9 protein-coding genes are annotated in these 8,654 nt (G+C 32.4%); 2 read left to right on the top strand and 7 right to left on the bottom strand.

Annotated features, from left to right (window positions below):
* The 5 genes from AOG54_RS07880 to AOG54_RS07860 form a co-directional block, all read right to left on the bottom strand.
* The coding region (locus tag AOG54_RS07880) for an acetyl-coenzyme A synthetase N-terminal domain-containing protein (protein WP_330218525.1) at positions 1-278 on the bottom strand (278 nt) is incomplete at its 3' end.
* Positions 279-430: 152 nt separating this feature from the next.
* Positions 431-1,819, bottom strand: coding sequence for a mercury(II) reductase (gene merA / locus AOG54_RS07875; protein ID WP_054964172.1), 1,389 nt, complete (start codon positions 1,817-1,819; stop codon positions 431-433).
* The gene (locus tag AOG54_RS07870) at positions 1,812-2,042 is read right to left on the bottom strand and encodes a cation transporter (RefSeq protein ID WP_054964171.1); all 231 of its coding nucleotides are present in this window, start codon (positions 2,040-2,042) and stop codon (positions 1,812-1,814) included. Before AOG54_RS07870 ends, merA begins: the two co-directional genes overlap by 8 nt.
* A gap of 161 nt (positions 2,043-2,203) precedes the next feature.
* Positions 2,204-3,508 carry an MFS transporter gene (locus AOG54_RS07865; RefSeq protein WP_236689072.1) on the bottom strand — a complete coding sequence of 435 codons (1,305 nt, stop codon included), beginning with the start codon at positions 3,506-3,508 and terminating at the stop codon, positions 2,204-2,206.
* A 50-nt stretch (positions 3,509-3,558) separates the two neighbouring features.
* Positions 3,559-4,329: a type I pantothenate kinase gene (locus tag AOG54_RS07860; RefSeq protein WP_162200881.1), complete on the bottom strand. Its 771-nt coding sequence runs from the start codon at positions 4,327-4,329 to the stop codon at positions 3,559-3,561.
* 204 nt (positions 4,330-4,533) lie between these two features.
* On the opposite strand from AOG54_RS07860, the gene AOG54_RS07855 reads away from it, so the two are divergent.
* Entirely contained in the window at positions 4,534-6,132 is a 1,599-nt protein-coding gene (locus AOG54_RS07855; protein WP_054964169.1) for a B12-binding domain-containing radical SAM protein, read from the top strand.
* 107 nt (positions 6,133-6,239) lie between these two features.
* Here the strand turns inward: AOG54_RS07855 and AOG54_RS07850 are convergent, their stop codons facing one another.
* Positions 6,240-7,184 carry a DMT family transporter gene (locus tag AOG54_RS07850; protein ID WP_197065849.1) on the bottom strand — a complete coding sequence of 315 codons (945 nt, stop codon included), beginning with the start codon at positions 7,182-7,184 and terminating at the stop codon, positions 6,240-6,242.
* Positions 7,185-7,293: 109 nt separating this feature from the next.
* Between AOG54_RS07850 and AOG54_RS07845 the strand changes: the two genes are divergently transcribed.
* Positions 7,294-8,004, top strand: a complete 711-nt coding sequence (locus tag AOG54_RS07845; protein ID WP_054963943.1) for a DUF72 domain-containing protein — start codon at positions 7,294-7,296, stop codon at positions 8,002-8,004.
* 25 nt (positions 8,005-8,029) lie between these two features.
* Here the strand turns inward: AOG54_RS07845 and AOG54_RS07840 are convergent, their stop codons facing one another.
* Positions 8,030-8,437, bottom strand: a complete 408-nt coding sequence (locus AOG54_RS07840) for an SCP2 sterol-binding domain-containing protein (protein WP_048101266.1) — start codon at positions 8,435-8,437, stop codon at positions 8,030-8,032.
* Positions 8,438-8,654 lie beyond the last annotated feature (217 nt).

Raw genomic sequence — 8,654 nt, 5'->3', positions numbered from 1 at the left:
GATTCTGATACCCAGATAAATGCAACCTTGTTCCTTTTATACGTGTTTATATGCCTGTCAAGGCAGTTATATGACATGTTGGTCTTTCCATTTATAAACCATCTGTAGAATGGCTTTTTTGAATCATCAAGAACCTTTGTGTATGGTGAGAACCAGTCTATTATGGATGCATGTTCATTCCAGAATTCATCCGGATTCTCAAGGGATTTTTTATAGGTCTCAAAATAATGTACCATGTTTATGCTGTGTTTTTCATTAAAAGGTAAATTACTTTCCATAGTATAATAAATATCTATAATTATAAAAAGTTTGCTAAAATTAAAATAAATGTTTGGACAAAATACAATCTACTTTATATTATAAAAAAATATTATTATGATATAATAATTAAAAAACTTAAATAATATGGTATTCAGAATTTGATACTGTATTAATCCATGCAGCAGCTCATTTTGGATACATCCCTTATAAATGACTGCCCGCATATTTTAATGGATTCAGATACCGTTGGAAATATGTGCATGGAATTTATAAGGTCATTATATGTTAGTTTATTTTTTATAATGTAAACTCCTTCTATGATAAACTCCGCAGCATTGGGTGCAAGCACATGAATGCCAAGTATTTTATTTTCATCATCTGCAATAATCTTTGCCAGACCACTATTGTTTTTTAATATATTTGCCTTAACAACGTTTTTTAGCCCTATTATTCGGGTTCTGTATTTTATATTTTTATCTCTTAATTCCTTCTCGGTGTATCCTATTGAGGCAACATTGGGTTCACAGAAAACAGCCCATGGAACCTCGTGAAGGTTAATGCTTTCGTTTCCGCCCAGGATATTATTTACTGCAGTAACACCCTGCTTGCCTGCCAGTGTTTCCAGTTTAATTGGCTGGTCCACACAATCGCCGGCGGCATATACAATATCATTTGTTGTTTTAAGATGATTATCAACGATTATGCCATTTTTATACATTATGCCTGCTTTATCAAGATTGAGTGAGTCTATATTTGGAATTCTTCCCGTGGCAACCAGTATATGTGAGAAACCCTTATAAATTCCATCTTCTGTTTGTATGGATGTTTCGCCGGAACCGGAATCATTAATCTTAAAAATTTTACTTCCAAGGTGGAAATTTATATGATTTTCCTTTAAACTCTTTATTAATTCTGATGTTATATCATCATCAAAGTTCTTTAAAATTCTATTGGATCTATTAAAAATATGAACCTCAGATCCAAAACTTGAAAATGCATAGGCCAGTTCTATGGCAACCTCACCACTCCCCAGTATTGCAATCTTTTCCGGAAGATCTTTAATTGTCCAGATATTATCACTGGTATAATAATTATTATTGAGCCCCATGATATCAGGTATTAAAGGCCTTGACCCAGTGGCAATAATAAAATTTGTTGCCCTTATTTCAGTATCATTTACATAAACTGTATTATTATTCTTAAAATACGCACTCCCGTTGATTAGGTCCACATTTTTAAAATTTTTTATAACATTTTCGTATTTTATTGTTCTCTCATCTGAAACAAAATTTCTTAGAGATTCCATAAATTCCTGAAAATTAAGGCTTCCATCACCTGATATACCTGCATATAATGGATTTTTAAGGTTTTTATAAACTTTTGATGCCTCTATTAAATATTTTGAGGGAACACACCCAACATTAACACATGTACCGCCAAGATTTCCATGGCCGATCAGGGCTATTTTCATCTCGTTATTTGTTAGTTCGCTTGCCTTGATGGCCGCTGCAAATCCTGCAGCACCCCAGCCTATAATTGCAAGATCATATTCATTCATTCTTAACACTTCTCAACTGTGCCTTATACTTCCCTCTGAAAACATCAAGGCTTAGGAGTGTTTCTGGCTTTACTGTATCATCAGCATGCACCAGTGCCGTGCCATCCTTTAAGGAAACCTCCGCGTCTTTGACACCGCTTGCACCTAAAAGGCCGGTTTTAACATGAAGCACACAGTCATCGCACGTCATTCCATAAACTCTCAATTCTATTGTTTTAACCATAAATATGTAATTTAATATTGGTATATAATCTAGAAAGTAAAAAAAAATTTACCAATAAAAATTTTAAAAGTTCATATATATTAAGCTCAGTGGCTTCCCATTTGATTGATGTGTGAATTTGCCGAATTAATTATGATTGTTCTATTTTCCTTTATGGGAATTCAATCAACATTGTAAGATTTTAATTTTTTATATCTTGTCACAACCACCGCACCCAAAAAGTAGATAATACCTATGAAAACAAATATAAACATGCCCTCTGTATATGCCTTTGTAACTGCAACAGTTGCACCAAAAACCAGTGGAATAATTATCCCCCAGAGTGTTTCCCAAAATCCTATATGTCCACCCCACTGACCTGCATAGGTCCTTGGAACAATGAAGGAGCTAACTGCCCACTGTATGCCTGACCATCTTAAAAGGAAGAATGTAATGGCCAGGATTAAGACAGCCTCAAATGCACTTGTTGCATATATTGTGGCAAGTATTCCAAATGTAACACCCAGTGAACTGACAGAAAATCCCACCTTCATTCCCCTGTTTGGACCGTATGATCTGTTCAAATAATCAACAATAAAACCACCAATTATTTCTCCAATAAATCCCATTCCCCATACTAATGCTGTGTAACCAAGGGTTAAATTTAATGATTGATGCCTGGCATAAAAAAGATACAGTGGAAGCCAGGTTAAAAGGCCAAAAAATATCCCTGCCTGTGCTCCAAGTCCCATCATTGTTCCCCAGTAATCTCTGGTAACCAGCCATGACCGTACCGGGAGTTTTTTCTGCTCCTTTATATCATCCCGGTTCTTAATTATATAATTTAATTCTTCCCTGCTAATTCTTGGGTCCTTTTCTGGAGAATCATAGAGAAAATATGCAAGTAAAAGTATTAAAAATATTGTTAACCCGCCACTGATTATAAATGCCAGCCTCCAAGCCAGATTATTATTCACCACATACGTCAGTGCAAGAAGTAATAGCGTTCCCAGAACCACACCTGCATTAACACCAGAATCGCCAATTGTGCCACTTCGCGCCTTTTCACTTTTTGTCATCCATTCAGCGGTTATTTTTGTTATTCCGGGAAAACCAACAGCCTCACCTATGCCTAGAAGAATTCTATTAATAACAAGGTATATTCCGGAAAAGGCACCTGCAGCAGTTAACTGCACAATTCCCCAGCCTGTGCCGGAATACGCAAATACTTTTTTTGCACCAAATCTATCCAGAAAATATCCCACAACAGGATTCATAATTAAATAACCATAGGTAAAGCCATCCCCCACCAGAGCCTGAAAATAAGGATTTAAATTAAACTCAGATGTAAGTATTGGCAGGGCTGTTGATACTATCCCCCTATCAATATAATCAAATGTTATTATTCCAAAGGCAAAAAGTATGACGGTCCATCTTAAATGACCCCCAAGCATTTTGCTATTATGTATGTTCATATCATCTTCCATGCTATAGCATGGCAATGTAATAGATAAAATTTATGCAATAAATTTATTTTTTATTGATTATTGTCTATTATATTCAATACAACATGATTTGCTGTTTTAACAATAATAAAGTTAGATTTTTTCTGCAGCCTAACAATGTTTTTATAATAATTTGGGAGATTTATTTTATACCATGCGTAATTTATGATTTTCATAATTTCATCATCATTCATTGACCTAAATTTGTAGTAAAAGCTTTTGGGGTCATTATTTGATTCATGTATAAGATTATAAAATCTTGATATATACCATGACCTTACATAATTCATCCTTGCCTTAATGAATATTAATACATCCACATGTTCATAAACGTGGCATTTATTGAAATTATTTCCAAAACCAAGGCCTTCCAGAATTATAATATCTGGGTCTCTTATAATGTAATTTTCCTGTATTATGTCATAATATAAATGTGAATATACAGGTATGGATATAAATTTAATACCAGATTTTATTAGCATAAAAAATTGGCAGAACAGTTCATTTTTATAACTTTCAGGGAATCCTTTCCGGTTAAGGATATTTTCCCTGATAAGCTCTTCATTACTTTTTAAAAAATTGTCTGTGCTAACACGGCATATATTTTTACCGGGTAGCATATTTTTAAGTATTTCCTGGAATATATAAGATAATGTTGTCTTTCCGGATGCAACGCTGCCTGTTAAACCTATTATAAATGGTTTTTTATAATTTTTTTTAATAAATTTATCGACTATGTTTTTCAGGAAATCTTTATAAATCTCTTTTTGTTGCTTATAATCTCCAATAATGTAATTATTCAATATCTTTGCACCCTCATGGGTATAGGTAATAATATATATTATTTTTAATGGACATATAATAAAATGCAAATTTTATCCTTATTTAAATTATGGGACTACGCTATTTTATATAAAATATTCAGGTATAAACTCTTCATTAAATAAGTATTTTGTGTATATTTAATGATTAAGAAAAGTATTTAAATTGTTAATTCATTTTTTAATATGGCATTTAAGGCGTTATTCATAAGGCCTAGCAATGCAACTGGCAGTGCATATATGACAAAATGGGGATTTCTTCCCGCACCGCTGGGCCTTTTAGACCTTGCCGGGGAAATATTACGGATACCTGGTGCAGAGGTTAAAATTATAGATATGGAGGGTGATAATCTTACACTGGATGATGTTGTTTCAATGTCTGTAAATTATAAACCTGACATGGTGGGAATAACCCTGCACGCAACTGCCGCACATAACAATGCAGGGTATATAGCCAGAAAAATTAAGGAAAGTTTACCTGATACGGTTATGGTTGCAGGCGGGCATCATGCAACATTTCTTCCTGTAGAAATCATAAATTCTGGTTTTGACATTTCAGTTCTTGGTGAGGGGGATGAGACAATATATGATATAGCCATGGCCATAATTAATCACCACGATTTTTCCACTGTTAAGGGAATTTATTACAGAAATGGTGATAGAATATTAAAAACTGAACCCAGGGAACTAATATCGGATCTTGACTCATTGCCATATCCACCACTGGAGCTCCTGGACAGCAGTAAATATACATTTAAGGTATATGGTGAGCATGAAAAGGTTATGTGCCTTGAAACCTCACGTGGATGCCCATATGCATGTGATTTCTGCTCTGTAACCCCCACATGGGGAAATAAGTGGCGCAATAAATCAAATGACCGCATCATAGAGGAGATGAAGAGGGCCAAAAGCGCAGGGTACACATGGATATTTTTTACAGATGATATCTTCATAGTCTTCCCAAATGTTAAGCAGCGTGAGGAGTTATTTAAAAGAATAATAGAAGAAAAAATAGATATGAAGTGGATAGTTCAGATGCGTGCTGATGTCACATCAAAAAATCCTGAATTAATTAAACTTGCAGCAGAGGCGGGAATGGGAATATCATTCCTGGGTGTTGAATCCGGAAGCAAGGAAATTCTTAAAAAAATGCATAAGGGTGAGTTTACACCGCAGTCGGTGGATGCTGTAAGGATACTGTCCCAGAATAATATAGTTGTTCTGGTGGGTATGATGATAGGTGCACCATATGAGAGGTTAAGGGATGCCATATCAACCGTGAGGTTTTCAAGAAAGCTTGGAAGGGCTGGTGCAGATGCCGTTCAATTTTCAATATACACCCCATTGCCAGGAACAAGGATATTCGATAATGCACTAAAAAATAATGAATTGTTTACACTTGACTGGGACAGGTATGATGTTTTAACTCCCGTAATGAAAACAAAGGTTGGTCCTGTTCTGGACCAGATTATACAGTTTTATGCATCATATTCATTTTATATTTATAAATTTATTATAGGAAAGATACGTAATGACAGGCTTGGCGGGATTAAGAAAAAATTAATAGATAATGGAACACAGTTCATATTAAAAATGATGCCGGTATATCTAAGGGATTTCTTTTCATTTCCAAGGTTTTTATTTAAAACCTATGATCTTTATTCATATGGAAGGAAAAAAATGAAAATTTCACAGGAAAGGATTAAGGAAATTCTTCAAACTTCCAATAAGATAGTCTATGCAAACAAACAGAAAAACCCATATTTTATGATTAAAAATAAATAACCATCTTTAATTTTTTAATCCACCCTCAATGATTTGATATTGTTATTTATTATTTATAATATTTAAATGTATAAATTAACTGCTCTTAATTGGACTTTAAATTATATTTATGGCCTATCCATGACATTAAATGATTTTACATTGTATCTTCTGATGGTACTGCCAGTGGTTATTATTCCACTGCCTATTAATAGCAAGCCTCCTATTATTGTATACAATGACGGTATCTGCCCTAATAATATCAGTGCAAATATTATTGCAAAAACAGGATCAAGATAGCTCAGTATTGAAACTATCTGTATGTTTAAATTTTTTAATGAATCATACCATAAAAATAATGCAAGCACAGTCTGCACGGATCCTGATATTATTATAATTATTATTACATCATAGTTTATTATGAATTTGGTTATAAATAAAAACGGTAATAATATTATTGCTGATATTACCGACTGCAGAAACACCAAATCTATTGAATTTACATATCTGGAGGAAAATTTGCTTGTTACAGATAATAAACCGTATGTTATCCCAGATAGCAATGCCAATATTATGCCAATTATATTTAAATTCAATGACCCCAGTGACATTATTATTATTCCTGTGAAGGATACAAAAATATTCAATAACCCACCATTATTTATTTTTTCCTTCAAAAATGGTGAGAATAATATGGCTATAACCGGGCCAGTATAATAAAATATTATTGCCTCTGAAACAGGGATCATAAAAACTGCATAAAATAAAAAAACCCAGTTTAATGATAATAATATACCGGATAAAATTACATAAAAATTGGATAATTTCTTTAATATTTTTATCAGATTCTTCCTTAATATTATTGATAATAACAGAAATGATATTAAAACTCTAAAGAAAACAAAAACGGGTGATGGGAGCATTGACCAGATGGCAAAAACAGGTATGGAACCCCATATTACAGTTGACGATAATATTTCTATAAGACCCTTTTTAGAATTATTATAATCGATTAAACCACCAAGTTGCCATATAAGATAAATATATAAATTTTTAGTAGCTAAAAAATCCAAACTCTGAATTATGTAATAAGAATTAAAATTTATATTATATTATTTATATTTTATTACATTATTTTAAAATATGCTTCAAAACTTTTATATGAATTGATATTAACAAATTATGATAGAATTTCATGTGGGCTGCTCGGGATGGTTTTACCTTCACTGGAATAGCCTTTTTTATCCATCAAATCTGAACAAAAGGAGATGGTTCGAATACTATTCAGAAAGGTTTAACACTGTGGAAATTAATTCAACGTTTTATTCCATGCCAGATGCCAAGCGTGTAATTAAATGGTATAAAATGTCTCCAAAAAATTTTTTATTTAGTGTTAAGGCAAATAGATATATAACCCACATTCAAAAATTGAATGGCTGTACTGATACTCTTAATACATTTTTAGGGGCAATAAAGAATCTGAAGGAGAAACTGGCATTTATATTATACCAAATGCCGCCATCATTTAAATATACAGATGAAAATCTAGAAAGAATTTTAAACAATATTCCTGCTGGAGGAATTGTTGAGTTCCGACACCGTGGATGGTTTGATATGAATATAATAAAAAATATAATTGCCAATGGCATACATGTCGCCTCGGTAAGTTCTAAAGATTTACCACTGATATTCCCTGATGATAATATAATATATTTTAGGCTTCATGGTGATGAAAACGGTTATGCAACAGATTATTCAAGTAATAAATTAAAAGCCTTCTATAATGAAATCATAAACATAAAGCCTGAAAAAGCATTTATTTATTTTAATAATGATTACAACGCAATGGCACCAAAAAATGCACTTGAAATGCTAAATATCATAAATGGATAAATATCAAATTATTTTTTGGTGTTAATTATAAGAATTCAGTTTTAATTTTGCTTGCAGTTGAAACCATTTCCTCTGCAGCCTTTGTATAATTCATAATCTTCATCATTGGCCCCCTCAGATGGAACTCACCAGTAATTAATCCCTGTATGGGATCAATCTGTGATTTTATTAATTTTATCCAGTTTGAATAGGTTCCATAATATAAAAATGTTGATTCTGGGAGCTTGTTAAGATTTTCAGAACATTTATACTCAATGCATTTTCCTCCGGAAAGTTTTAAATAAAGATACCAGTTTTCTGGATGTTTGTCATCTGCATTTATTCCAAAGGTAATTGTATCGTTCCAGTCTTTTCCATTAATATAATATTCTTTATTATTGTTTAATAGGTCAACAAATTCTTCAGCCCATTCTTCAGTGCAGAATAAAGTCATAAAAATTCATCTTTAAATAGTATATAATTCCTGTTAAATGGAAATTATATCTCTATTATTTTATTGCCCAAATTTAAATTATAAGGTTTTGTTTTCTAATTAATACATTTATGAATTATCAAAATAAGACCATGCATAATTATAATTAACAATTGGCTATTTAAATTTATAGTAACATATCCTTATTCTGATAATTTATAGTAAATATCTAGGCTAA

Source organism: Acidiplasma aeolicum (genome assembly GCF_001402945.1).
Lineage (GTDB): Archaea > Thermoplasmatota > Thermoplasmata > Thermoplasmatales > Thermoplasmataceae > Acidiplasma > Acidiplasma aeolicum.
This window is presented reverse-complemented; position numbering and strand designations above follow the sequence as displayed.

Excerpts from the sequence above, each read along its gene's own strand:
- merA (WP_054964172.1), bottom strand. The coding sequence starts at position 1,819 with ATGAATGAATATGATCTTGCAATTATAGGCTGGGGTGCTGCAGGATTT.
- AOG54_RS07870 (WP_054964171.1), bottom strand. The coding sequence starts at position 2,042 with ATGGTTAAAACAATAGAATTGAGAGTTTATGGAATGACGTGCGATGAC.
- AOG54_RS07865 (WP_236689072.1), bottom strand. The coding sequence starts at position 3,508 with ATGGAAGATGATATGAACATACATAATAGCAAAATGCTTGGGGGTCAT.
- AOG54_RS07855 (WP_054964169.1), top strand. The coding sequence starts at position 4,534 with ATGGCATTTAAGGCGTTATTCATAAGGCCTAGCAATGCAACTGGCAGT.
- AOG54_RS07845 (WP_054963943.1), top strand. The coding sequence starts at position 7,294 with ATGATAGAATTTCATGTGGGCTGCTCGGGATGGTTTTACCTTCACTGG.
- AOG54_RS07840 (WP_048101266.1), bottom strand. The coding sequence starts at position 8,437 with ATGACTTTATTCTGCACTGAAGAATGGGCTGAAGAATTTGTTGACCTA.